Source organism: Kribbella sandramycini, assembly GCF_013131805.1.
Taxonomy (GTDB): Bacteria; Actinomycetota; Actinomycetes; order Propionibacteriales; family Kribbellaceae; genus Kribbella; species Kribbella sandramycini.
The window spans coordinates 218771-241552 of record NZ_JABJRC010000001.1; the positions used below are offsets into that span (position 1 = coordinate 218771).

At 69.9% G+C, this 22782-nt stretch carries 23 protein-coding genes; 11 read left to right on the plus strand and 12 right to left on the minus strand.

Translation table 11 applies throughout. From position 1 onward, the window contains the following. From HPO96_RS00915 to HPO96_RS00930, 4 genes are read left to right on the plus strand one after another with little or no spacing between them, the layout of a single operon-like run. The gene (locus tag HPO96_RS00915) at positions 1 to 1248 is read left to right on the plus strand and encodes an ATP-grasp domain-containing protein (RefSeq protein WP_171670161.1); all 1248 of its coding nucleotides are present in this window, start codon (positions 1 to 3) and stop codon (positions 1246 to 1248) included. Beyond that, positions 1245 to 2501, plus strand: coding sequence for an MFS transporter (locus HPO96_RS00920; RefSeq protein WP_171670163.1), 1257 nt, complete (start codon positions 1245 to 1247; stop codon positions 2499 to 2501). The genes HPO96_RS00915 and HPO96_RS00920 overlap by 4 nt, the downstream gene beginning before the upstream one ends. Then, complete coding sequence (locus tag HPO96_RS00925) at positions 2494 to 3732, plus strand: ATP-grasp domain-containing protein (RefSeq protein ID WP_171670164.1); 1239 nt, start codon at positions 2494 to 2496, stop codon at positions 3730 to 3732. Before HPO96_RS00920 ends, HPO96_RS00925 begins: the two co-directional genes overlap by 8 nt. A 60-nt stretch (positions 3733 to 3792) precedes the next feature. Next, positions 3793 to 4167, plus strand: coding sequence for a YchJ family protein (locus HPO96_RS00930; protein WP_171670166.1), 375 nt, complete (start codon positions 3793 to 3795; stop codon positions 4165 to 4167). Here HPO96_RS00930 and HPO96_RS00935 read toward each other — a convergent pair. The 11 genes from HPO96_RS00935 to hisD form a co-directional block, all read right to left on the minus strand. Beyond that, complete coding sequence (locus HPO96_RS00935) at positions 4164 to 5549, minus strand: alkaline phosphatase PhoX (protein WP_171670167.1); 1386 nt, start codon at positions 5547 to 5549, stop codon at positions 4164 to 4166. The two genes, HPO96_RS00930 and HPO96_RS00935, sit on opposite strands and share 4 nt — an antisense overlap. Before the next feature lie 146 nt (positions 5550 to 5695). Next, complete coding sequence (locus HPO96_RS00940; protein WP_171670169.1) at positions 5696 to 6997, minus strand: ABC transporter substrate-binding protein; 1302 nt, start codon at positions 6995 to 6997, stop codon at positions 5696 to 5698. Positions 6998 to 7007: 10 nt separating this feature from the next. After that, positions 7008 to 8111 carry a branched-chain amino acid ABC transporter permease gene (locus HPO96_RS00945; protein WP_171670171.1) on the minus strand — a complete coding sequence of 368 codons (1104 nt, stop codon included), beginning with the start codon at positions 8109 to 8111 and terminating at the stop codon, positions 7008 to 7010. Further along, complete coding sequence (locus tag HPO96_RS00950; protein ID WP_171670173.1) at positions 8108 to 8995, minus strand: branched-chain amino acid ABC transporter permease; 888 nt, start codon at positions 8993 to 8995, stop codon at positions 8108 to 8110. The genes HPO96_RS00945 and HPO96_RS00950 overlap by 4 nt, the downstream gene beginning before the upstream one ends. After that, positions 8992 to 10824 carry an AMP-dependent synthetase/ligase gene (locus tag HPO96_RS00955; RefSeq protein ID WP_171670175.1) on the minus strand — a complete coding sequence of 611 codons (1833 nt, stop codon included), beginning with the start codon at positions 10822 to 10824 and terminating at the stop codon, positions 8992 to 8994. The genes HPO96_RS00950 and HPO96_RS00955 overlap by 4 nt, the downstream gene beginning before the upstream one ends. Further along, entirely contained in the window at positions 10821 to 11603 is a 783-nt protein-coding gene (locus tag HPO96_RS00960; RefSeq protein WP_171670176.1) for an ABC transporter ATP-binding protein, read from the minus strand. Before HPO96_RS00960 ends, HPO96_RS00955 begins: the two co-directional genes overlap by 4 nt. Continuing rightward, the gene (locus HPO96_RS00965) at positions 11600 to 12385 is read right to left on the minus strand and encodes an ATP-binding cassette domain-containing protein (RefSeq protein WP_171670178.1); all 786 of its coding nucleotides are present in this window, start codon (positions 12383 to 12385) and stop codon (positions 11600 to 11602) included. The genes HPO96_RS00960 and HPO96_RS00965 overlap by 4 nt, the downstream gene beginning before the upstream one ends. Before the next feature lie 153 nt (positions 12386 to 12538). Next, positions 12539 to 13174 carry an imidazole glycerol phosphate synthase subunit HisH gene (gene hisH / locus HPO96_RS00970; RefSeq protein ID WP_171670180.1) on the minus strand — a complete coding sequence of 212 codons (636 nt, stop codon included), beginning with the start codon at positions 13172 to 13174 and terminating at the stop codon, positions 12539 to 12541. After that, the gene (gene hisB / locus HPO96_RS00975) at positions 13171 to 13770 is read right to left on the minus strand and encodes an imidazoleglycerol-phosphate dehydratase HisB (RefSeq protein WP_171670181.1); all 600 of its coding nucleotides are present in this window, start codon (positions 13768 to 13770) and stop codon (positions 13171 to 13173) included. The genes hisH and hisB overlap by 4 nt, the downstream gene beginning before the upstream one ends. After that, on the minus strand, positions 13767 to 14885 hold the full coding sequence (locus HPO96_RS00980; RefSeq protein ID WP_171670183.1) for a histidinol-phosphate transaminase: 1119 nt from the start codon (positions 14883 to 14885) through the stop codon (positions 13767 to 13769). Before HPO96_RS00980 ends, hisB begins: the two co-directional genes overlap by 4 nt. Continuing rightward, positions 14885 to 16210 (minus strand): histidinol dehydrogenase, encoded by a 1326-nt coding sequence (gene hisD / locus HPO96_RS00985; RefSeq protein WP_171670184.1) that lies wholly within the window; start codon positions 16208 to 16210, stop codon positions 14885 to 14887. The genes HPO96_RS00980 and hisD overlap by 1 nt, the downstream gene beginning before the upstream one ends. Before the next feature lie 111 nt (positions 16211 to 16321). Here hisD and HPO96_RS00990 point away from each other — a divergent pair, with 111 nt between their 5' ends. The 3 genes from HPO96_RS00990 to HPO96_RS01000 are packed head-to-tail and all read left to right on the plus strand — an operon-like array spanning position 16322 to position 17570. Next, entirely contained in the window at positions 16322 to 16990 is a 669-nt protein-coding gene (locus HPO96_RS00990) for an LON peptidase substrate-binding domain-containing protein (protein ID WP_171670186.1), read from the plus strand. Positions 16991 to 17029: 39 nt separating this feature from the next. Next, positions 17030 to 17266 (plus strand): ribbon-helix-helix domain-containing protein, encoded by a 237-nt coding sequence (locus HPO96_RS00995; RefSeq protein WP_171670188.1) that lies wholly within the window; start codon positions 17030 to 17032, stop codon positions 17264 to 17266. Position 17267: 1 nt separating this feature from the next. After that, positions 17268 to 17570, plus strand: a complete 303-nt coding sequence (locus HPO96_RS01000; protein ID WP_171670189.1) for a type II toxin-antitoxin system PemK/MazF family toxin — start codon at positions 17268 to 17270, stop codon at positions 17568 to 17570. Here HPO96_RS01000 and ilvD read toward each other — a convergent pair. Then, on the minus strand, positions 17567 to 19417 hold the full coding sequence (gene ilvD / locus HPO96_RS01005) for a dihydroxy-acid dehydratase (RefSeq protein WP_171672263.1): 1851 nt from the start codon (positions 19415 to 19417) through the stop codon (positions 17567 to 17569). The genes HPO96_RS01000 and ilvD overlap by 4 nt on opposite strands. A 114-nt stretch (positions 19418 to 19531) precedes the next feature. Here ilvD and HPO96_RS01010 point away from each other — a divergent pair, with 114 nt between their 5' ends. The 4 genes from HPO96_RS01010 to HPO96_RS01025 are packed head-to-tail and all read left to right on the plus strand — an operon-like array spanning position 19532 to position 22777. Further along, entirely contained in the window at positions 19532 to 20455 is a 924-nt protein-coding gene (locus tag HPO96_RS01010) for an RNA polymerase sigma factor (protein WP_171670191.1), read from the plus strand. A 54-nt stretch (positions 20456 to 20509) separates the two neighbouring features. Next, positions 20510 to 21526 (plus strand): methyltransferase domain-containing protein, encoded by a 1017-nt coding sequence (locus tag HPO96_RS39470; RefSeq protein WP_171670193.1) that lies wholly within the window; start codon positions 20510 to 20512, stop codon positions 21524 to 21526. A 10-nt stretch (positions 21527 to 21536) separates the two neighbouring features. Further along, positions 21537 to 22379 carry an AraC family transcriptional regulator gene (locus tag HPO96_RS01020; RefSeq protein WP_171670195.1) on the plus strand — a complete coding sequence of 281 codons (843 nt, stop codon included), beginning with the start codon at positions 21537 to 21539 and terminating at the stop codon, positions 22377 to 22379. Continuing rightward, positions 22376 to 22777, plus strand: coding sequence for a VOC family protein (locus HPO96_RS01025; RefSeq protein ID WP_171670196.1), 402 nt, complete (start codon positions 22376 to 22378; stop codon positions 22775 to 22777). The genes HPO96_RS01020 and HPO96_RS01025 overlap by 4 nt, the downstream gene beginning before the upstream one ends. The last annotated feature ends 5 nt before the right edge of the window (positions 22778 to 22782 follow it).

The window sequence follows — 22782 nt, forward strand, 5'->3', positions numbered from 1 at the left end:
ATGTCCGACAAACCCCACCTACTGGTCGTTGCCACCGGCATGCGGCTGTTCCGCGAGTACATCCTGCGGTCGATCGCGCCGGAGTACCGGCTGCACATGTTCCTGCACTCCGAGCCGACCTGGGAGCAGGAGTACCTGGACGGCTGGACCGTGCTGGAGTCCACGCTGGACGCCGAGGCCCTGGTCGCCGCGGCCCGCACGCTGAACGACCGGGACGCGATCGACGGCGTCCTGTGCTGGGACGAGGCGCGCATCCTGCAGACGGCTCATGTGGCCGAGGCGCTCGGCCTGCCGGGCGGCGACGTCGCGATGATCAACCGGTGCCGTGACAAACACCTGACCCGGACGGCGCTCGCCGAGCACGGCGTCCCGCAGCCGGTGTCGGTCCTGGTCGACACGGTCGACGAGGCGCTGGCGACAGCCGACAAGCTCGGCTACCCGATCATCCTGAAGCCGCGGGCGCTGGCCGCCAGCCTCGGCGTGGTCAAGGTGAACGACGCGGCCGAGCTGAAGGCGAACTGGGAGTTCGCGCACGACACGACCGTGCCCGAGGCGCCGCACTACGACGTCAAGGTGCTCGTCGAGGAGTTCGCGGACGGCTACGAGATCAGCATCGACGCCGCCGTCTTCCACGGTCAGGTGGCGCCGTTCTGCCTGGCCCGCAAGGAGCTCGGCTACCCGCCGTACGCCGAGGAGATCGGCCACTTCGTGGACGCGGCCGACCCGCTGCTGGCCGACGAGCAGCTGCTGCAGGTGCTCGTCGACGCGCACAAGGCGATCGCGTTCACCGACGGCGTCACGCACACCGAGATCATGATGACGGCCGACGGCCCGAAGGTGATCGAGATCAACGCCCGGATCGGCGGCGACCTGATCCCCTACCTCGGTCTGAAGGCGACCGGCGCCGACCCCGGCCTGGCCGCGGCCGCCGTCGCGGTCGGCCGGCAGCCCGATGTCACCCCCGATCGCACCCTGGTCGGCGGCGTCCGGTTCTTCTACGTCGACGAGAACGACACCGTGCTCGACTCCGTCGACTTCGATCGGGAGGGACTGCCCGAGTCGATCGACCAGCTCGTCGTGCTGATGGAGCCCGGTCAGACGACCAGTCCCCCGCCGGACGGCACGCTGTGGGGCCGGATCGCCTACGCGACCACGGTCTCCGGATCGCTGGCCGAGTGCCGCGCCGGGCTGGACGCGGCCGAGCAGTCCCTGCGCTGGAGCGGGCACCCGAAGGAGCCGTCCGCATGACCGAGATCGACGAGAGCACCGGCATCTGGCGGACCATCCGGGAGGCTCCGACACCGGTGAAGGCGCTGCTGGTCGGCGTCTTCGTGAACAAACTCGGCTGGTTCCTGCAGGTCTTCCTGGTGCTGTTCCTGACCACCTCGAAGGGTTTCACACCGGTCCAGGCCGGCACCGCGCTCGGCGTCTACGGCGCCGGCTCGGTGATCGGCCTGATCATCGGCGGCTCGCTGTCGGACCGGGTCGGTCCGCGGGCCGCCGTGATGATCAGCATGTTCGGCATGGCCGGGTTCGTGCTGGCGATCGCCTACGTGCCGAGCTATGCCGCGATCGTGGTCGTCGTCGCCCTGGCCGGCGCGGTCGGGCAGTTCTACCGGCCGGCTTCGGCAGCTCTGCTGACCGAGCTGACTCCGAAGAACCGCCAGGTGATGATCTTCGCCGTCTACCGGCTGGCGATGAACCTCGGGACGACGGCCGCCCCGCTGATCGGCGCCGCGCTGGTCGCGGTCTCCTGGAACCTGCTGTTCATCGGCGAGGCGGCCGCGGCGCTCGCGTACGCCGCGGTCGCGATCGTCGCGCTGCCGAAGCGGGAGAAGCCCGCCGCGGCGGAGACCTCGGCCGAGGAGGTAGCAGCGGAGCCCAAGGGCAGCTACCTGGCCGTGCTGCGCGATCACAAGTACGTGCTGTTCCTGATCTGCATGTTCCTCAACGCGGCGATCTACATGCAGTACCTGGCCGTACTGCCGCTGCATATGAACGCCGACGGCTTCTCGACCTGGTGGTACAGCGCGATGGTGGCGCTGAACGGCTTCATCGTGATCACCTGCGAGCTGCTCGTCACCAAGTACGTCCAGCACAAGGCGGCCCGGACGATCGCGATGACCGGTTTCGTCCTGCTCGGCGGCGGCCTCGCGTTCTACGCGCTGCCGGGCGGCCTGGCGATCTTCGTGATCGGCACGCTGCTGTGGACGCTGGCCGAGATCATCGCCGGGCCGACCATGTTCGCCTATCCGGGCATGGCCGCGCGGAAGCCGCTGCTCGGCCGGTACGTCGGCAGCGCGCACGCGATGTTCGGCCTCGGCTCGGCGCTCGGCCCGTTCCTCGGCGTCTGGGTCTGGAACAGCGTCGGCACCCAGGTCTGGCTGTGGTGCGGCGTCCTGGGCGCCGTCGGCCTGGTGCTCGCGTACTTCGGAATGGCGCCGGCCCCGGAGCCGATCGACGAGACCACCCCCGTCCTGGAAGGCGGACAACATGCCTGAGTACGCGATCGTCGTCGACCCGTTGTCGACCGGGCAGGAGTACCCGGCCGCGTTCCGGGCCGCGGGCCGGATCCCGGTCGCGGTCCTGAGCGGGACGGAGCCGCCGCCGGCGTTCACCGGCAGCTGGCATCCGGAGGACTCCGACCACGTGCACTACTTCACCGGTGACGTGCAGGCGCTGGCCGACGAGCTGCGGCAGTACGAGCCGGAGTTCCTCGTCCCGGGCGCCGAGAGCGGCGTCGAGCTGTGCGACCAGCTGATCGAGATCCTGCTGCCGGGGACGGGGAACGTGCCCGAGCTGGCGTCGTCGCGGCGCGACAAGTGGGAGATGGCCGAGGCGCTGACCGCGGCCGGCGTCCCGCGGCTGCGGCAGGTGCTGACCGCCGACGAGGCCGAGGCCGAGGAGTGGCTGCGCGCCAACGACCTGCTCGGCAAGCGGCTGGTGATCAAGCCGCCGAAGAGCGCCGCCGGCGACGAGGTGTACGTCGTCTTCGAAGGCGGCGACTGGCGGGAGCGGTTCGGCCGGGTGCTCGGGCGGACGAACAAGATGGGCCTGACCAACGACGCCGTCCTGATCCAGGAGTACGCCGAAGGGACGGAGTACCTGGTCGACACCTACAGCGTGGACGGCAAACACTCGCTGGTGGACGTCTGCCGCTACACGAAGGTCGGCCGCGGCGACAAGATCGGCATCTACCGCCGGATCGACTTCCTGGCCGAGGACGACCCCGAGGTCCAGGCGCTGTGGCCGTACACCCAGCAGGTGCTGGACGCGGTCGGCATCCGGATCGGCTGCGGGCACGCCGAGGTGATGATGACGGCCGACGGCCCGCGGCTGATCGAGGTCGCGGCCCGCCCGGCCGGCGGCGGGCACCAGATGGTCAGCGAGCTGGCCACCGGCGACAACCACATCAAGCGGACGGTCGCGCATCGCGTCCGCGGCGAGGTGCGGGACGGGTTCGACCTGGTCCAGCACCTGCGCGGCATCTTCATCATCGCGCCGCAGGAGGGCTACTTCCGCAACCGCGAGGTGTTCGACGGGATCGAGGACCTGAAGTCCTTCCACTGGTGGAAGGTCCTGCACGAGGAGGACGCCGTCGTCCCCGCGACCGTCGATCTGTTCACCTGCCTGGCCTGGGTGATCCTGATCCACAGCGACCCGCAGACGCTGGACGTGGACTACCAGCGGGTGCTGGAGATGGAGGCCGAGATCGTGATCGAGACGCCGTGACGGCGCACGGCCGGGCGGCCCACCACCGTCCGGCCGTGGCTCGAATGCGAAGATGCACGGATGGCCCCGACGTCCGAACCCTGCCCGTGCGGCCTCCCGGCGACGTACGCCGGCTGCTGCGGCCGCTTCCACGCCGGGCAGGACGCTGCCGCGACCGCGGAGCAGCTGATGCGCTCGCGGTACGCCGCTTTCGTCGTCGGTGACACCGCCTACCTGCTGCGGACGTGGCACTCCTCGACCCGGCCGCTCGGGCTGCAACTGGTCCCGGACCGGCACTGGACCGGCCTGACGATCCTCGGCACGTCCGACGGGAGCCCCTTCCACAGCGAGGGGACCGTCGAGTTCCGTGCCGACCACCAGGCCGGCGCGCAGTACGAGAACAGCTACTTCACCCGCGAGAACGGCGCGTGGGTGTACGTGAGCCCGGTCGACTAGCGCCTACGCCGCCAAGGCCCGGTGATCGCGTAGGTGATGCCGGGGTTGTAGACGTTGAAGAACATCGTCCGGCCGTCGGCGGAGAAGCCGACGCCGGTCAGCTCGCCGTACTCCGGCTCCTCGGGGGTGCCGATGTTCACGGTGTTCTTGGCGAACTTGAAGACCTCGCCGTCCTCGGTGGTGCCGAGGATGTGCTGCTCGCCGAGACCGTCCTCGCACATCATCAGCCCGCCGTACGGCGACATGGTGATGTTGTCCGGGGAGTCGTACTCGGGCTCGGTGCCCGGCTCGTGGCGCTTGAAGATCACCTCGAGACGCAGCGTGTGCTTGCGCGGGTCGTAGCGCCAGACCTGGCCGTTGTGCGCCACCTTCGACCCGAGCTCGACGGTCGCGAACGACGAGACGAAGTACACGCAGCGGTCCCGGGTGCCCCACCAGCAGCCCTCGAGTTTGTAGCCGCCGGTGATCTGCTTGCCGTAGTCCTGCGAGCGGACCGACTCGGTCCTGGCCAGCGGGTCCGGCACCTTGAGCCATTTGACGCCGCGGAAGACCGTGCCGGCCTCCTGGACGACGGACAGGTCGGGCAGGCCGGGGATGTACATGGCCTCCAGGACGCCGCCCGCGCGCAGCGAGCCCCAGCCGCCGCGCGGCCGGTTCGGCAGGAAGCGGTAGAAACCGCCGAGCGGCGCGACGAACGCGTCCTCGGTCTCGTAGACGATGCCGGTCGCCGGGTCGATCGCGACGGCCTCGTGCTGGAACCGGCCCATCTCCTTCAGCGCGAAGGGGTTGCGGTTGCGGCGGTCGTCGTACGGGTCGACCTCGAAGATGAAGCCGTGGTCCTTGGTGTAGCCGCTCTCGCCGGCCTTGAGCTCGGTCTCCTCACAGGTCAGCCAGGTGCGCCACGGGGTGATGCCGCCGGAGCAGTTGATCGCCGTCCCGCCGAGGCTGACGTACTCCTTGGTCGAGTTCAGCTGCCGGTCCACGACCAGGGTGCTGGTGCCGCCGGCCGCGCCGGGGTCGTAGGTGCGCTCGGGCGGCGCGACCACCTTGATCGTCGAGGTCGGGCTGCACTCGTGGTTGCGGACCAGCCGGGAGCCGCCGTGCCGGTCCGGGAAGGCGCCCATCCCGTCGAAGCGGCTCGGGGTCTTCAGCCCGTCGGCGCGGACCGTGCCCTCGCGGGACAGGATCTCGTACCGGAAGCCGCGCGGCAGGTCGAGCATGCCGTCCGGGTCCTTCAGCAGCGGCCCGTAGCCGATCTTCGGCCCGGACGTCCCGAGCGCGGGCTGCGCCGTGTAGAGCGCCTCGACCGAACCGGCCACCGCGACCGTGACTCCGGCCGCGGCGGCGGTTCCGACGAACTGACGCCTGGACAACTCGGACATGGGCGGCCCTCCTGGCTCCTGGACAAGCAGTGGTCGCCAGTGAACGTACGGTAAACACCTGACAAACGGCAAGAGACGGCGTGCCGTTCGGCAAACCCCTTGCGGGTAAGGGTTACCTCAGTTCTGGGCCGGGCCGCCCGGCCCGATCACTGGTAGCAGGGCTTGCTGAACTCGTAGCCGGACGCCGTCTTCCCGGTGAAGAAGTCCTTCTCCACCGCGACCCCGGTCGGGGCCGCCGGGTTCACCTTCGAGATCAGGCTCTGCCGGAACACCCGGTCGTTCGGCTCGCCGCCGAACCTGCCGGCCGCGGCCGGCAGCATGCCCTCGTAGTCCACGGTCTCCAGCGACTTGACCGCGGCCAGCAGCCCGGCCCTGGTCAGGTCCTTGGCGTCGACGGCCTTCTGCAGCGCCGCCTTCAACGGGTACGACCAGACCCAGCCCGCGGTATAGCCGTCGTTCGGCGCGGCCTTGAAGGTCGCCGGATCGAGCGCGGCGGCCAGCGCCTTGTGACCGGCCGTGTCGGTCCCGTACGGCGCCCAGGGCCCGGACTGCCGGTAGAGCGCGGTCAGCGCAGGCGCGGCCGGGCTCTTCAGCAGCGCCGGGTTCCACGTCGGGCTGCTACCGATGAACTGGCCCTTGAACCCGTTCTGCGCCGCGCCGCCGACGATCGTGGCCGCCTCGGTCGGGCCGGTGCTGAGGATGACCAGATCGGGTTTGGCCGCGATCAGCTTCTGGATCGCGGCGCCCTGGTTCTCCTGACCGGGCGCGGTCGGGATGTCGGTGAACGTCATCCCGTTGGCCGCCGCCGCGACCTTCGTCCCGGCCGCCGCGTCGTCGCCGTAGTCACCCGGGAAGTGCACCGCGGCCACACTCTTGGCCTGCAGCGTCTCGGCCCCGAAGTCGACCGAGTTCATCGACTCGAAACAGTAGTTCGTCCCCGACTCCAGGATCACGTCCTCGAACGCCCAGGCCGACGTCCAGGACGCCGGGACACCGATCACGCCGCTGGACTTGAGGTCGCCGAGGATCGCCGTGGTGGTCGGTGAGCCGAGGGTCTGCGTCAGCCCGAGCACATCGGGTTTGATCTCGGCGTACACCTCGTTGTGGATCTGCGGGTTGTACTTGTTGTCCTTGACGAACTTGGTCACGTCGACCTCGAAGCCGCCGATCCCGCCGGCGGAGTTGACGCGCTGCCAGAAGGCCTTCTGGCTGGCGGTGATCGGGACGCCGAGCGCCTTGAACGGCCCCTCGGTCAGGTCCGAGATCGAGCCGAGGTAGATACAGCCCTTGGTCTGGTCGACCGCGGCCGGACACGGCTCCTTGGTGACGCCGACGTCGAACTTCACGCCCGAGGCGCCTTCCTGCGTCTGCGGCGCGTCGTTGCGGCACCCCGTCAGGACGGCCAGCGCCACGACCAGCGTGACGGCGATTCCCCTCCGAATACCCATCGTTGCTCCTTCAGTGCGAGAACGGCCACGCTTTCCAGTAGGTGCGGAGCCGGGTCCAGATCCCGAACAGCCCCCGCGGTTCGAAGATGAGAAATCCGATGATCAGCAGGCCGTAGAGGATCGTCTCGACCTGGAAGACCGTGATACCGCCCGAGCCCGGGCTGCTGCTGACGAACGGCAGGACCGCCGGCAGCTCCCGGGTGACCCGGGGCAGCAGCGTGATGAACACGGCGCCGAGGACCGAGCCCGAGATGGTCGCGACACCGCCGATCAGGATCATCGCGATGTACTGCACCGACATCGCCAGGTTGAACGACCCGGGTTCGACGAAGCCGATCATCACGTACAGCAGCGCGCCCGCGACGCCGGCGTAGAACGACGACACCGCGAACGCGATCATCTTGTACCGGGTCACGTCGACCCCGATCACCGCCGCGGCCAGATCCCGGTCCCGGACCGCGGCCAGCGCCCGCCCGACCCGGGAGCGGACCAGATTGCGCGCCAGGACGCCGAAGATCACCAGCAGCACGAGCATCAGCAGATACAGCTTCTGCGCCTTGGTGAACATCGCCCCGTCCACCGCGAACTGCACCCCGAACAACTCCGGCACCGCCGCCGGCCGCCCGACCCCGACCCCACCGGTCAGCTCCCGCCAGTGCTTGAACACGTGCTCCCCGATGAACACCAGCCCCAGCGTCACCACCGCCAGATACAACCCCCGCAACCGGGCCGCCAACGGCGCCACGATCAACCCGGCCAGCCCCGCCACCAACCCGGCCGCCAGCAACCACACCGGCAACGACGTGATCCCGAACCCGATCAGCCGCGTACTGTCCGGATCCCCCGAGATCGCCGCCGCCGTATAGGCCCCGATCGCCAGGAAGAACGCATGCCCCAGCGACACCTGCCCGCCGTACCCAGTAACGATATTCAGCCCAATAGCCCCGATCGCCGCCACCCAAGCCGTAGCCAGCACGATCAACAAGTCGTCCTGCACCACAAACGGCAACACCAGCCCACCAACCGCCAGCACCGCCGTCCACCCCCGCTTGGCTCCGGTGTTCAGCAACGCCATGTCCTGCCGGTACGACAGGTAAAGCAGGGGCCGACTCATATCCGCTCCACCTCTCGGGTGCCGAACAGGCCGTAGGGTCTGACTAGCAGGACGAGGAGCATCAGGAGGTAGGGGACGACGAGGAAGAAGTCGCCGCCGAAGATCGGGTGCAGGGTGGCGCCGTAGCTGCCGACGACGGCTTCGACGACGCCGATGGCGAGGCCGGCGAGGACGGCGCCGCCGAGGGAGTCGAGGCCGCCGAGGATGATGACGGGCAGGGCTTTGAGGGCGGTCAGCCAAAGGTTCTGTTCGAGGCCGATGCCGGTCGCGAGGAAGACGCCGGCCAGGCCGGCGAGGGCGGCGGCTAGGGCCCAGGAGAGGGAGAAGACGCGGGCTACCGAGATGCCTTGGGCCAGGGCTACCTCTTGGTCGGAGGACGCCGCGCGCATCGCCAGGCCGGTGCGGGACCAGCGGTAGAAGGCGAACAGGGCGGCGACGACGATCAGGGTGGTGAGCAGGGTGGCCAGGTGGCGCTGGTCGACCTGTACGCCGAGGACGTCGACCTGCTGGAGGCCCCAGGGGTCGCCCATCTGGCGGATGTCGAGGCCGATGAACGAGTTCACCACCGTGCGGATGACGATGTCGACGCCAAGGGTGACGATCGCGAGCACGAAGACCGGTTTGCCGATCATCGGCCGCAACGCCAGCCGTTCGACCCCGGCGCCGAGCAGCGCGGTCAGCAGCAGCGCGAGCAGCACCGCGAGGAAGAAGTTCATCGACAGCACCAGGTAGCCGACCAGCAGGCTGCCGGCCATCATGAAGGCCGGCTGGGCGAAGCTGATCACCCGCATCGACTTGTAGACGATCACGAAACCCAGCGCCAGCAGGGCGTAGATCGACCCGCTGCCGAGGCCGCGCACGATCGTCGCGAGGAACTCACTCATCGCGACTCCTTCGCGTACATGGCTTCGACCAGGCCGTCGAACGAACTCAGCACGGCGGACCGTTTCAGCTTCTGGGTCGCGGTCAGCTCGCCGTCCTCGTGGTCCAGCAGCTTCGGCAGCAGCCGGAACGAGCGCACCTGTTCGACGGTGGCGAACCGGACGTTGACGTCGTCCACGACCGATTGCACGAGCGCGACCACCTCCGGTTTCGCGGCCAGGTCGGCGTACGTCGTGTAGGACAGCCGGCGCGTCTGCGCCCAGTGGCCGACGGTGTCCGGCTCGATGCCGATCAGCGCGGCGAGGAACCGGCGGCGGTCGCCGATCACCAACGCCTCCTTGATGTACGGCGACGCCTTCAGCGCGTTCTCCAGCTCGGACGGCGCGATGTTCTTCCCGCCCGCGGTGATGATGATGTCCTTCATCCGATCGGTGATCCGCAGGTGCGTGCCGTCGACCCACTCCCCCACGTCGCCGGTGCGCAGCCAGCCATCAGCAGCGAGCACCGCCTTGGTCGCCGCCGGATCCCGCCAGTAGCCCGCGAAGGTGCCCAGGTGCCGGGTCTGGATCTCACCGGTCAGCTCGTCGATCCGGACCTCGACACTCGGATGCGCCTCGCCGACCGTCCCGACCTTGACCCGGCCGGGCCGGTTCGCCGTCGCGACCGCGGTGTTCTCGGTCATCCCGTACACCTCGTGCATCGGGACGCCGAGCCCCATGAAGAACCGGAGCACCTCGGGTGCGATCGGGGCCGCGCCGGACGCGGCGTACCGAACCTCGCGCAGGCCGACCCGATCGAGCAGCGCGCGGTAGCAGAACAGCCAGCCGATGCCGTAGACGATTCGGGACGCCGCCGTGTGCCGGCCCGCGTTCGCCGCGAGGACTCCGCCGATCCAGTCCGCGCGGCGGAGCCAGAAGCCGCCGATCCGGCGCTTGATCGGGTCGGCGGAGTCGATCCGGATCTGCACCCCGGCCGCGATCTTCTCCCAGATCCGCGGGACGCCGAACAGGATCGTCGGCTGCACCTCGCGCAGATTGCCCGCGACCGTCTCGATCGACTCGGCGAAGTGCACGCAGACGCCCGCGCCCGCCCCGAACCAGGTGCTGAAGATCCGCTCGGCGACGTGGCACAACGGCAGGTAGGACAACACGCTGTCGCGCGCGGACGGCGGCGGCGACGCGAACCCGCCGCGCTCGATCAGCTCCTGGATCGCGAACTCGACATTCGCCGCGGTCAGCATCGCGCCCTTGGGCGGTCCGGTGGTTCCGGAGGTATAGATCAGCGTGACCACGTCGTTCGGCTGACAGCGCGCCATCCGCTGGGCGACGGCGTCCGGGTGCCGTTCCTGGTGGTCCTTGCCGAGGGCAAGGAAGTCGGGCCAGGCGAGGAGCCGCGGGTCGTCGTACCGGTTGCGGATGCCGCGCGGTTCGACGTACACGATGCGTTCGAGGGCGGGCAGGTCGCCGGCGGCGAGCGCTTTGTCGACCTGTTCCTGGTCTTCGGCGATCAGCACCCGGGCGCCGGAGTGCTGGAGCAGGTAGGCGACCTCGGCGACCGGGTTGGTCGGGTAGAGGCCGACGGTCGCGGCGCCGACGGCGACCGTGCCGACGTCGGCGTACAGCCACTCGCGCCGGTTGTCGGAGTGCACCGCGACCCGGTCGCCGGGTTCGATGCCGAGGGCAAGGAGCGCGTGACCGACCAGCTCGGCGGTCCGCCAGTACCCGGCCCAGCTGACCTGTTGCCAGATGCCCAGATCCTTCTCCCGTAAGGCGATCACCTCCGGGCTCGCGGCGGCCCGGTCGCGGACCCGGGTCGCGATGGTGGCGGTCATCCGGCCTCCCGATGCTCGGCGCCGAGATAGGCGCGGATCACCTCCGGGTCGGCAGCCACCTCCGGCGGAGTGCCGGTCCGGATCGGGCGGCCGAAGTCGACCACCATGATCCGGTCGGCCAGATCCATCACCAGGCCCATGTCGTGCTCGACCATCACGATCGGCAGCCCGAGCTCGTCGCGGATGTCGAGGACGAAGCGGGCCATGTCCTCGGTCTCCTCCAGGTTCATCCCGGCGACCGGCTCGTCGAGCAGCAGCAGTTTCGGCTCCCCGGCCAGCGCCCGGCCGAGCTCGACGCGTTTCTGGACGCCGTACGGCAGCAGCCCGACCGGGAACCGCCGCCACTGGGCCAGCTCGAGGAAGTCGATGATCTCCTCGACGGCCAGCCGGTTGGCCAGCTCGCTGCGCCGCGCCTTGCCGAGCCAGCCGAAGGCCGCGAGCACGCCGTACGGGTGATGGTGGTGCCGGCCGAGCATCAGGTTGTCGAGCACGGTGAGGTTGGCGAACAACTCGATGTTCTGGAAGGTCCGGCCGATGCCGAGCCGCGCGATCGCGTGCGGACGGCGCCCGATCAGCTCCGTCCCCTCGAAGCGGACCGAGCCGCGCTCCGGCCGGTAGACGCCGGAGAGCACGTTGAAGATCGAGGTCTTCCCGGCGCCGTTCGGGCCGATCACCGCGAACAACTCCCCCGGGTTCACGGTGAAGCTGACGCCGTCGAGCGCCGTGACGCCGGCGAAGCTGAGCCGGACGTCGTCGAAGCTGAGCACCGGCTCCGTCATGACAACCACCGCTTCCGGCGCCGGTAGTGCTTCACGTCGCGGAACGACTTCACCGCGCCCTCGGCCCCGAGGCCCAGGTAGAACTCGCGGACGTCGCCGTCCGCGAGCAACTCGGTCGCGGGTTTGTCCATCACGACGGTCCCGTTCTCCAGCACGTAGCCGTGTTCGGCGATCGACAGCGCCATCGCCGCGTTCTGCTCGACCAGCAGCACGGTCGTGCCCTGCTCGTTGATCCGGACGATCACGTCCCGGATCTGCTGCACGATCAGCGGGGCGAGGCCGAGGCTCGGCTCGTCGAGCAGGAGGTAGGCCGGGTCCGACATCAGGGCCCGGCCGATCGCGAGCATCTGCTGCTCACCGCCGGACAGGTAGCCGGCCGTCCGGTGCCGCCGTCCGGCCAGCACCGGGAACAGCTCGTACGTCCGGTCGAGGTTGGCCCGGATCGAGCGCGGCTTGACGTGCCCGCCGATCCGCAGGTTCTCCTCGACGGTCAGGTCGGCAAGGATCCGCCGGCCCTCCATGACCTGTTTGATGCCCAGGGCAGCGATCCGGCTGGCGCCGTAGGTGTGGATCGGCTCGCCGTCGAGGGTGATCGATCCGCGCCGGACCGCGCCGTCGTGGACGTCGAGCAACCCGGACAGCGCGCGTAACAAGGTGGACTTGCCGGCGCCGTTGGCCCCCAGCAGCGCGACGATCCGCCCTTGCGGGATCTCGAGGCCGACGCCCCGCAGCACCAGCATCACGTCGTCGTAGACGACCTCGAGGTTCTTCGCAGCCAGCACCCGGCCTCCCGGATCCCCGACGTTCCCATGACCTTGGCGAGTGAGTGTGACAGCACCCCTGGTCACCTGAGAAGACCTCGCGCCCAGGTAATGCGGCAGTGTCACCCGAACCGTGACCGACGGTCAGGTGCTAAACCAGTTAGACAACTGGTATCAGAGCGAGCGGACCCAGTTCTCCAGGACGGCGGCGCCGGCGTCCCCGGACTTCTCCGGGTGGAACTGCGTCGCGGTCAGCGGGCCGTTCTCGACGGCGGCCACGAACCGGTCGCCGCCGTACTCCGTCCAGGTCACCAGCGGCGTGACGGACTCGCGCGTGTCGGTGAGCTCCCAGCTGCGGACGCCGTACGAGTGGACGAAGTAGAACCGCTCCTTCTCGACGCCGTCGAACAGGCTGGTGCCCGCGGGGACGTCGATGGTGTTCCAGCCCATGTGCGGGACGGGCTGCTCGGTCTGCAGCCGCTCGACCGTCCCCGGCCATTGCTCGCAACCGTCGGTCTCGACGCCGTGCTCGATGCCACGCGCGAACAGGATCTGCATCCCGACGCAGATGCCGAGCACCGGACGGGCGCCGGTCAGCCGGCGATCGACGATGATGTCGCCACGGACGGATTTCAGGCCCGACATACACGCGGCGAACGCGCCGACCCCGGGGACGAGCAGCCCGTCGGCGTTCAGCGCGGTCTCGTAGTCGGAGGTGACGGTGACGTCGGCGCCGACGCGTTGCAGCGCCCGCTCGCCGGAGCGGATGTTGCCCGAGCCGTAGTCGAGCAGGACGACCTTCTTGGTCACAGCGCACCCTTGGTGGACGGGATCCCCGGCTGGCGCGGGTCGAGCTCGGCGGCGGCGCGCAGCGCCCGGGCGAACGCCTTGAACTGGGCCTCGACGATGTGGTGCGGGTCGCGGCCGGACAGCACCCGGATGTGGATGCAGATCGCGGCGTTGAACGCGAGCGTCTCGAAGACGTGCTGGGTCAGCGAGCCGGCGTAGTCGCCGCCGATGATCGCGTAGACCTGACCGTCGGGCTCGCCGGTGTGCACGCAGTACGGACGGCCGGACAGGTCGACCGTGCAGTGCACGAGCGCCTCGTCCAGCGGGACGGTCGCGTCGCCGAACCGGCGGATACCGCGCTTGTCGCCGAGCGCCTCCTTCAGCGCCTGGCCGATACCGATCGCGGTGTCCTCGACGGTGTGGTGCGCGTCGATCTCCAGGTCGCCGACCGTGTTCACGGTCAGGTCGAGCAGCGCGTGCTTGGCCAGCGCGTTCAGCATGTGGTCGTAGAAGCCGACCCCGGTCGAGATGTCGGCGCGGCCGGTGCCGTCGACATCCAGCTCGACCAGAACCTTCGATTCACTGGTCTCGCGATCGATCCGTGCGGTGCGCGTCATAGCAGCCTTCCCGTGTCTGTCTTGAGGATGCGCTCCAAGGAAGCGCGGAACGCGGCCATCTCGGCGCCGGTGCCGATGGAGACCCGCAGCCAGCCGTCCGGCCCGGTCTCGCGGATCAGGACGCCGTCGGCCAGCAGGGCCTGCCAGACCGCGTGCCGATCGGCGAAGAGGCCGAAAAGGACGAAGTTCGCGTCGGAGTCGACCGCACGCAACCCGAGGCCGCGCAGCCAGGTGACGGTCTCGTCCCGCTCGGTGCGCAGCTGCTCGACGCGGCTGAGCAGCTCGCCGGAGTGCCGGAGCGCGGCCCGCGCGACCGCCTGCGTCACCGCGGACAGGTGGTACGGCAACCGGACGATCCGCAGCGCGTCGACCAATTGGTTGCTCGCGGCAAGGTATCCGACGCGGCCGCCGGCCAGCGCGAACGCCTTCGACATCGTCCGCGCGACGGCCAGATTCGGGTACGACGGCAACAGGGACAGGGCGCTCGGCGTCCCGGCCCGGCGGAACTCGCCGTACGCCTCGTCGACGACGAGCACCGCGCCGATCGCCGCCGTCCGGGCCGCCAGCGCCTCGACGACCTGGATCGGCAGCGCCGTCCCGGTCGGGTTGTTCGGCGAGGCGAGCAGGACGACGGACGGGCGGTGCCGGGAGATCGCGGCCAGCGCCTTGCTCTGGTCGAGGGTGAAATCCTCGGCGCGGCGGCCGGTGACCCAGGCGGTGTTCGTGTCGCGTGCGTACTCGGGGTACATCGAGTAGGTCGGGGCGAACGAGAGCGCCTTGCGGCCCGGGCCGCCGAAGGCCTGCAGCAGATGCAGCATGACCTCGTTGGAGCCGTTGGCCGCCCAGATCTGCTCAGCCGTCAGCTGCGCGCCGGACTCCCGGCCGAGGTATGCCGCCAGGTCGGCGCGCAGCTCGAGGAACTCGCGATCCGGGTAGCGGTTCAGCCCGCGGGCCGCGGCCGCCACCGAGTTGGCGATATCGGCGACCGTCTCCTCGCTCGGGGCGTACGGGTTCTCGTTGACGTTCAGCAGCACCGGCACGTCGAGCTGCGGCGCGCCGTACGGCTCGAAGGCCTTCAGCTCGTCGCGGATCGGCAATCCGTCGAAGCGGCCCATCAGCCGGCTCCGGGAAAGCGGATCGAGACGGCGGCGCCGTGGGCGGGCAGGTCTTCGGCGTTGGCCAGGGCAACGACATGCCCGGCGACCTCTTCGAGGGCGGCGCGGGAGTAGTTGACGACGTGCACGGCCTTCAGGAAGCTGCGCACGGACAGGCCGGACGAGTGGCACGCGCAGCCCGCGGTGGGCAGGACGTGGTTCGAGCCGGCGCAGTAGTCGCCCAGCGAGACCGGGGACCAGCCGCCGACGAAGATCGCGCCCGCGTTGTTGATCTGCCCGGCCCGCTCCTCGGCGTCCACGGTCTGGATCTCGAGGTGCTCGGCGGCGTACGCGTCCACGACGGCGGTGCCCTGGCCGAGGTCGTCGACCAGCACGATCGCGGACTGCTGACCGGTGAGCGCCTCGGTGACGCGCTCGCTGTGCCTGGTCGCGGCGACCTGCGCGGGCAGCTCGGCCTCGACGGCCGCGGCCAGCGCCGCGCTCGGCGTCACCAGGACGGAGGCCGCCATCGGGTCGTGCTCGGCCTGGCTGATCAGATCGGCCGCGACATGCCGCGCGTCGGCGCTGTCATCGGCCAGGATCGCGATCTCGGTCGGCCCGGCCTCGGAGTCGATGCCGACCTCGCCGAGCAGAAAGCGCTTCGCGGCAACGACATAGATGTTGCCGGGGCCCGTGATCAGGTTGACCTTGCGGCAACCGTCGAAGCCGTACGCGAAGCCCGCGATCGCCTGAGCGCCGCCCATCGCATAGACCTCGGTGATCCCGAGCAACTCGCAGACCGCCAGCACCGTCGGGTGCGGCAGACCGCCGAACTCCTTCTGCGGCGGCGACGCAACGGCCAGCGACGGCACGCCGGCCACCTGCGCCGGGACGACGTTCATCACGACGGACGACGCCAGCGGCGCGCGGCCGCCCGGGACGTACAGCCCGACGCGCTGGACCGGGACGAACCGCTGCGTGACCCGGCCACCCGGCGCGGGCTCGGACTCGATATCTGCCGTCAGCTCGTCGACGCTGACCTCGCGGACGCGCCGGATCGACTCCTCGAACGCGGCCCGGACCACCGGGTCCAGCTCCTCCAGCGCGGTCTTCAGCGCCGCCGCCGGGACGCGCACGTCGTCCACCCGGACATGGTCGAACCTCTCGCCGTACTCCCGGATCGCCGCCAGCCCGCGATGACGGACGTCCAGACAGATCGGTCGGACGACGTCGAGAGCCTTCTCGACGTCGAACACAGCTCGGGGGACCAGGGCGCTCACTTCGGCGTGGAGGTCGAAGACCTCACCGGCCGCCACTCGTCCCCGCAGGTCGACGCGGCGAATCATGGGGTCAGTCTAGTGCTCACGCTCCGCTCCCCCGACCGCATATCCATCCGGCGGGCGGAACGGCGCGGTCACGCCGCGTGATGAGGTGCGTTGTCCACTAGGCTCCTTGATATGGACTCCCGCCTGCCACTGCTCACTGTCGAAACGGTGATCTTCCCCGGGCTGGTGCTTCCGATCCCGGTGACCGACGTGCAGGGCCGCGCCGTCATCCGGGACCTGGTCGAGAACGGCGGCGAGCTGGTCTGCGGCGCGCTCGCCGTCCGGGACGGGTACGAGCTGGGCGAGCGGGTGTTCCGCTCGCTGTACGGCACCGGCTGCTCGGCCACGATCTCCGAGATCACCCTGGACGCCGACGACGACGGCCCGGTCGAGATCACGCTGACCGGCAGCCACCGGTTCAAGGTCGCCGAGCTGGACGGCGCCGGCGACTACCTGGTCGCCGACGTCGAGTGGCTGCCCGAGGAGCTGGGCGACGACCCGCTCGGCACGGCGATGATCGCCGTCGAGCGCTTCCGCCGGTACGCCGAGGCCGTCACCACGATCAGCCGGCCCGGCCTGCACATCGGCGACCTGCCCGACGACCCGAGCACGCTGTCGTACCTGATGTCGGCCGCCACCACACTGCTCACGCCGGACCGGCAGAAGCTGCTCGAGGCGACCGACACGACGACCCGGCTGTCCCAGCTGATCGGCCTGCTCGACACCGAGCTCTCCGCGATCGCCGCGCTGCCGTCGCTCCCGGCCACCGACCTGAGCTGGTCGACGATGTCGCCCAACTGACTCCTGGCGCGGTGCATCCCAGAGCGGTATGGTTTTGGTATGAGCAAACAGATCACCGTGCGGCTGCCCGATGACCTGGTCGAGTTCATGGACGAGCTGGTCGCGACCGATCAGGCCACCAGCCGGGCGTCCGTGGTCGCCCGGGCGATGGAGCGCGAGCGCCGCCGGGCGCTGGCCGCCCGCGACCTCGCGATCCTGGCCGAGCACGGCGACTATCCTGAATTCGGGGGATTGACCGCTTCGGCGTCCGGCACCGTCCTGACCGACCTCGACTGAGATGCGGCCGCTGCACGTCGCGCTGCTGGACAAACCGCGGCCCGTCGTCGTCCTGACCCGGGAGCTGATCCGGCCGCGGCTGACCAACGTGACCGTCGCGCCGATCACCAGCACGATCCGCGGCCTGTCCACCGAGGTGCTGGTCGGCCCGCAGAACGGGCTCGACCACCCCAGCGCGATCTCCTGCGACAACATCCAGACGATCCCGAAGTCCCAGCTGGGCCGGTTGATCGGCTACCTGCGCCCCGACCAGGAACCTGCCCTGGCCGAGGCGATCAACCTAGCGTTCGATCTGGAGATCTAGCCGAGTTTCGTGATGTCTCGGACGGCGCCCTTGTCGGCGCTGGTCGCCATCGCGGCGTACGCCTTCAGGGCCTGGGAGACCTTGCGCTCACGGCTCTTCGGCGCGTAGACGCCGCCCAGGGCTTCGCGGCGGGCCGCCAGCTCGGCGTCGTCGACGAGCAACTCGATCGCGCGGCTCGGGATGTCGATCCGGATCTGGTCGCCGTCCTGGACCAGGGCGATCGTGCCGCCCGAGGCGGCCTCCGGCGAAGCGTGGCCGATCGACAACCCCGACGTCCCGCCGGAGAAGCGGCCGTCGGTGACGAGCGCGCAGACCTTGCCCAGGCCGCGGCCCTTCAGGAACGACGTCGGGTAGAGCATCTCCTGCATCCCCGGCCCGCCCTTGGGACCTTCGTAGCGGATCACCACGACGTCACCCGGCTGGACCTGCTTGGCCAGGATCTTCTCGACGGCCTCCTCCTGCGATTCGCAGACCACCGCGGGACCCTGGAACGTCCAGATCGACTCGTCGACGCCGGCCGTCTTCACGACGCAGCCGTCGACGGCCAGGTTGCCCTTCAGGACGGCCAGGCCGCCGTCCTTGGAATAGGCGTGCTCGAGGTCGCGGATGCAGCCGCCGGCCGCGTCGGTGTCCAGGGTGTCCCAGCGCTCGGACTGCGAGAACGCCGTCGCGGACCGCTTGCAGCCTGGGGCCGCGTGCCACAGCTCGACGGCCTCGGCGGACGGCGAGCCGCTGCGCACGTCCCAGGTCTTCAGCCAGTCGCCGATCGAGGCGCTGTGCACGGTGTGGATGTCTTCGTTCAGCAGGCCGGCCCGGTAGAGCTCGCCGAGGATGGCCGGGATACCGCCGGCCCGGTGCACGTCCTCCATGTAGTACGTGCCGCCGGGGGCGACGTTCGGCGCAACCTTGGCCAAGCAGGGCACGCGGCGCGAGACGGCGTTGATGTCGTCCAGATCGAAGTCGACCTGCGCCTCCTGCGCGGCGGCGAGCAGGTGCAGGATCGTGTTCGTCGAGCCGCCCATCGCGATGTCGAGCGCCATCGCGTTCTCGAACGCGGCCCGGGAGGCGACGTTCCGCGGCAGCACGGTCGCGTCGTCGGTCTCGTAGTACCGCTTGGTGATCTCGACGACCGTGCGGCCGGCGTTCTCGTAGAGGGCCTTGCGCGCGGTGTGGGTGGCCAGCACCGAGCCGTTGCCGGGCAGCGACAGGCCGATCGCCTCGGTCAGGCAGTTCATCGAGTTGGCGGTGAACATCCCCGAACAGGAGCCGCAGGTCGGGCAGGCGTTCTCCTCGATCCGCAGGATGTCCTCGTCGGAGACGTTCTCGTTGACGGCCTCGGACATCGCGTCGATCAGGTCCAGCTTGCGGACGGTGCCGTCGACGAGCGTCGCCCGGCCGGCCTCCATCGGGCCGCCGGAGACGAACACGGTCGGGATGTTCAGCCGGAGCGCGGCCATCAGCATGCCGGGGGTGATCTTGTCGCAGTTCGAGATGCAGATCAGCGCGTCCGCGCAATGCGCCTCGACCATGTACTCGACCGAGTCGGCGATCAGATCCCGCGAGGGCAGGCTGTAGAGCATGCCGCCGTGGCCCATCGCGATCCCGTCGTCGACGGCGATCGTGTTGAACTCGCGGGCGATCCCGCCGGCGGCCTGGATCGCCTCGGACACGATCCGCCCGACCGGGGCCAGGTGGGTGTGGCCGGGGACGAACTCGGTGAAGCTGTTGGCGACCGCGATGATCGGCTTGCCGAAGTCCCCGCGGTCGACGCCGGAGGCCATCATGAGGGCGCGGGCGCCCGCCATGTTGCGGCCGTGGGTGACGGTTCGGGACCTCAGCTCAGGCACGACGATCTCCAAAATCTCGCTGTCTACGACTCCGTCCATGGTGCCACTCGTCGTCCGAATGCCGAAACGGCGGTCCCGGATGACGGATTCCGGGCGGCGGCTATCGTGGCTGGCATGGACTCCGATCTGGTGCGGGCCGCCCAGTCCGGTGACATCGGGGCGCTCGGCAGCCTGCTCGCCCGGCACCGGCCCGGGATGACAGCGGTGGCGATCTCGGTGCTCGGCCCGGGGCCGGACGCCGACGACGCCGTCCAGGAGGCGATGACGGTCGCGCTGGCCCGGATCGGCGACGTCCGGGAGCCGGGCGCCGTCGGCGGCTGGCTGCGGCAGGTGGTCCGGAATGCTTGCCTGACGCAACTTCGCGCCCGGCGGCCGCTCCCCCTCGACGAGCAGCTGCACGCTGTGCTGCCGTCGTCCGAGCCGGATCCGGCGCAGGCGCTCGATCGGCATGCCACCCGGGAGTGGGTGTGGCGGGCGCTGGAGGAGCTGTCCGCGCCGCTGCGGTTGGTGGTGATGCTGCGGCACTTCAGTGGCGTCACGGCGTACCAGGACATCGCGGACGCGTGCGGTATCCCGGTCGGGACCGTGCGCAGCCGGCTGGCCAAGGCGCGCGGTCAGCTGTCCGCGAGCCTGCTGGCCACGGCCGATACGAGTTACGGCGACGTCGGGGCGCTGACCGGCGTCCGCTGGCGTGAGGTGTCGGAGACGATGGACGCCGCTGAGCGTGGCACGCTGGCTGAGACGCTCACGGCGTTCTGGACGCCAGACGCGCGGTACAGCTGGTCGGGCGGCTCCGGCGACGTCAGCTCGTTCTTGCGGGGCATGTACGAGGACATCGCCGACGGCGTGCGTGGCCGGCTGACGAATGTGCTGGCCAGTCAGGACGTGACGGTCAGCGAGATCGACCTGATCAACCCGCCCGAGGATCCGCTGCACTGCCCGCCGACGGTGGTCTGGGTGCAGCACCTGCGCGGCGGCCGGGTGCACGACCTCCGGCTGTTCCACAGCCCCCGGATCGGGGAGGCCATCTCGGCGTGACGCGGGTCACTGCCGCTACCGCGAACTTCGGGTCTGCTCACGCATCCTGTCTGTGTGAGCAACCAAGACGATCAACTCGCACGCTTCGCGCTCGCCGGACAGGCCCGCGATGTGGTCAAGGCCTGGGTCGACAGCGCCCAGATCCTGTCGCTGGTCACGGCGCTGCGCGACAAGGGCTGGACGACGTACCTGACCGAACCGCGCACGCTCGACGAACTGGCGGCGTACTCCGGGCTGCCGGCGCAGCGGGTCAGTGACATCGTCAGTGCGCTCGCAGCGCATGGCGTGGTGCAGGAGCGCGACTCTGGCGTTCAGCTGACTGACTCGTTCGCCGCACTGGCGGCGGACGACGCGTACATCGGTCTGGATGACGCACTGGACCAGGCCGAGCTTCTGACCCGGCTGATCCGGACTGCGGCAACGGACTCGGGGCCGCTGCCGCTGACTGAGGCGGATGCGCTCGTCACCGCGCGGGCGACCGGTGGGAAGGCGACGCCGGTTACGGCGGCGCTGTACGACCGGCTGTTCCTGCCGCAGATCCCGGAGCTGGGTGAGGCGATTCGTCGGGACCGGTTCATTGATGTCGGCTGTGGGGTCGCGGGTGCGACGACGACGCTGGCTGGGCTGTTTCCGGAGCTGCGCGGGACGGCGATCGAGCTGATCCCGGCCGTTGCGGCTGAGACCCGGCGGCGCATTGCGGCGCTGGGGGTTGGCGACCGGGTCGACGTACGGGTGCTGGATGCGCGGGACTTCGACGAGAAGGACGTGTTCGGGTCGGCGTTCTGGGCGCAGCCGTTCTTCCCGGAGCCGACGCGGGCGGCGACGCTGGAGATGATCCTGCAGGCGCTGAAGCCGGGCGGGATTCTGTTCATCCAGGAGATGGAGCCGGTGCCGGACGAGGCCGGGCTGCCGTCGTACACGCTGCGCCGGCTGATCGCTCAGGGCTGGGGCGTGCCGTTCGGGCGCACTGCAGAGCAGCTGACCGAGGAGGCGGTTGCGGTCGGTTTCGAGCTGGTCCGGGTCGCACAGACCGACTTCGGACGGATGGTGCTGGTTCGGCGTCCGATCTAGCCTGAGGGCTATGGCAGGGTTCACCCACGTTCAGCGCGCGGTGCACCCTGCCCTGCGGCCGTACGTCGGTGACATCAGCGGGTATGCGTACGACGGCGCCCCGCCGGAGCTGCATCGCGGGCTGCCGTCGCAGTACCTGACGCTGGTGATCACACTGGACGAACCGCTCGGGATCGCCTGGCCGGATGGGACCAGCGGTTTCTACGACGCTGGGCTCAGTGGGCTGCATTCGCAGGCGGTGCACGTCGGCGGCTCCACCAGCCGGGCTGGGGTGCAGCTGGCGCTGACTCCGGCGGCTGCGCGGGCGCTGTTCGGACTGCCACCGGGTGAGCTCGCCTGGCGAGTGGTTGAGCTGGAGGAGATTTTCGGGTCGTCGGGTGCGCAGCTGATCTCGCAGCTGCGGTCTGTCGTTGGCTGGCGTGAGCGGTTCGACCTGTTGGAGGGGGCGTTGCTGCGACGGTGGGCCACTCCCCCGGCGTCCGGCGTCCGGGCTGAGGTCGGATGGGCCTGGCGGCGGCTTTGCGAGACAGGCGGGGCGATCGGCGTCCAGGAGTTGGCTGCTGAGGTCGGATGGAGCCGGCGGCATCTGACTGAGCGGTTCGGAGCGGAGTACGGGCTGGCACCGAAGGTGGCTGGGCGAGTGCTGCGGTTCGAGCAGGCGGTTGCGCGGCTGCGGCAGGAGCCGACGCTACGGCTGGCTGAGCTGGCTGCGACATTCGGGTACGCCGATCAGGCGCATCTGACGCGGGAGTGGCAGGCGATCGCCGGATGCACGCCGCGGCGGTGGATGCGCGAAGAGCTCCCAAATGTTCAAGACCGGTGCACCCTGGAGGCTGCAGAGTCTGGGGTATGACTACTGCGACTGGCGTCTGGCCGACCTTGATGTACCGCGACGGACAGGCCGCACTGACGTTTCTGACCAAAGGGCTCGGGTTCGAGGTGGCGGCGTCGTACCCGGGCACAGCCGAGGGTTCGATCGCCCATGCAGAGCTGCGGTGGCCGGCGGGTGGCGGAGTGATGCTGGGCTCGGTCGACGCGAAGGCCGCGCCTGATGCGTACTCGGCGCTGGCTGACCAGACGCAGGCCGTGTACCTGGTCCATGCCGACCCGGACGCCGTGATCGGGCGCGCGATCGGCGCCGGGGCGGTCGTCGTCCGCGGATTGCGGGACACCGATTACGGATCGCGCGGGTTCACGGTTCGTGACCCGGAAGGGAATCTGTGGGATGTCGGGACGTACGCCGGCGAGTAATCCAC

Excerpts from the sequence above, each read along its gene's own strand:
- HPO96_RS00915 (WP_171670161.1), top strand. The coding sequence starts at position 1 with ATGTCCGACAAACCCCACCTACTGGTCGTTGCCACCGGCATGCGGCTG.
- HPO96_RS00920 (WP_171670163.1), top strand. The coding sequence starts at position 1,245 with ATGACCGAGATCGACGAGAGCACCGGCATCTGGCGGACCATCCGGGAG.
- HPO96_RS00925 (WP_171670164.1), top strand. The coding sequence starts at position 2,494 with ATGCCTGAGTACGCGATCGTCGTCGACCCGTTGTCGACCGGGCAGGAG.
- HPO96_RS00930 (WP_171670166.1), top strand. The coding sequence starts at position 3,793 with ATGGCCCCGACGTCCGAACCCTGCCCGTGCGGCCTCCCGGCGACGTAC.
- HPO96_RS00935 (WP_171670167.1), bottom strand. The coding sequence starts at position 5,549 with ATGTCCGAGTTGTCCAGGCGTCAGTTCGTCGGAACCGCCGCCGCGGCC.
- HPO96_RS00940 (WP_171670169.1), bottom strand. The coding sequence starts at position 6,997 with ATGGGTATTCGGAGGGGAATCGCCGTCACGCTGGTCGTGGCGCTGGCC.
- HPO96_RS00945 (WP_171670171.1), bottom strand. The coding sequence starts at position 8,111 with ATGAGTCGGCCCCTGCTTTACCTGTCGTACCGGCAGGACATGGCGTTG.
- HPO96_RS00950 (WP_171670173.1), bottom strand. The coding sequence starts at position 8,995 with ATGAGTGAGTTCCTCGCGACGATCGTGCGCGGCCTCGGCAGCGGGTCG.
- HPO96_RS00955 (WP_171670175.1), bottom strand. The coding sequence starts at position 10,824 with ATGACCGCCACCATCGCGACCCGGGTCCGCGACCGGGCCGCCGCGAGC.
- HPO96_RS00960 (WP_171670176.1), bottom strand. The coding sequence starts at position 11,603 with ATGACGGAGCCGGTGCTCAGCTTCGACGACGTCCGGCTCAGCTTCGCC.
- hisB (WP_171670181.1), bottom strand. The coding sequence starts at position 13,770 with ATGACGCGCACCGCACGGATCGATCGCGAGACCAGTGAATCGAAGGTT.
- HPO96_RS00980 (WP_171670183.1), bottom strand. The coding sequence starts at position 14,885 with ATGGGCCGCTTCGACGGATTGCCGATCCGCGACGAGCTGAAGGCCTTC.
- hisD (WP_171670184.1), bottom strand. The coding sequence starts at position 16,210 with ATGATTCGCCGCGTCGACCTGCGGGGACGAGTGGCGGCCGGTGAGGTC.
- HPO96_RS00990 (WP_171670186.1), top strand. The coding sequence starts at position 16,322 with ATGGACTCCCGCCTGCCACTGCTCACTGTCGAAACGGTGATCTTCCCC.
- HPO96_RS00995 (WP_171670188.1), top strand. The coding sequence starts at position 17,030 with ATGAGCAAACAGATCACCGTGCGGCTGCCCGATGACCTGGTCGAGTTC.
- HPO96_RS01000 (WP_171670189.1), top strand. The coding sequence starts at position 17,268 with ATGCGGCCGCTGCACGTCGCGCTGCTGGACAAACCGCGGCCCGTCGTC.
- HPO96_RS01010 (WP_171670191.1), top strand. The coding sequence starts at position 19,532 with ATGGACTCCGATCTGGTGCGGGCCGCCCAGTCCGGTGACATCGGGGCG.
- HPO96_RS01020 (WP_171670195.1), top strand. The coding sequence starts at position 21,537 with ATGGCAGGGTTCACCCACGTTCAGCGCGCGGTGCACCCTGCCCTGCGG.
- HPO96_RS01025 (WP_171670196.1), top strand. The coding sequence starts at position 22,376 with ATGACTACTGCGACTGGCGTCTGGCCGACCTTGATGTACCGCGACGGA.